The sequence below is a fragment of the Enterobacter sp. CGMCC 5087 genome, assembly GCF_003144775.1.
Taxonomy (GTDB): Bacteria; Pseudomonadota; Gammaproteobacteria; order Enterobacterales; family Enterobacteriaceae; genus Enterobacter; species Enterobacter cloacae_M.
On record NZ_QFXN01000092.1, the window covers coordinates 1 to 377 of the forward strand.

Here is a 377-nt window from a genome sequence, read left to right on the forward strand (position 1 = left end):
GAAAGAGGAGATGGGGGCAACCGCCGGGGTGATTGCGCTGGTGGCGACCTTTATGATCATGGTGATCATCCTCGCGGTGCTGGCGATGATCGTGGTGAAAGCGCTGACCCACAGCCCGTGGGGGACCTATACCGTTGCCTTCACGATTCCGCTGGCGCTGTTTATGGGGATCTATATTCGCTACCTGCGCCCCGGCCGCATTGGTGAGGTGTCGGTAATTGGCCTGGTGTTCCTGGTGTTCGCCATTATCTCCGGCGGCTGGGTGGCGGAAAGCCCTACCTGGGCGCCGTTCTTCGACTTTACCGGCGTCCAGCTGACCTGGATGCTGGTGGGCTACGGCTTTGTGGCGGCGGTGCTGCCGGTATGGCTGCTGCTGG

At 61.8% G+C, this 377-nt stretch carries 1 protein-coding gene; it reads left to right on the plus strand.

Features of this window, described 5'->3' with window-relative positions:
- Positions 1–377: carbon starvation CstA family protein (locus DEO48_RS09055; RefSeq protein ID WP_309136802.1), on the plus strand; the 377-nt coding region annotated here is incomplete at both ends.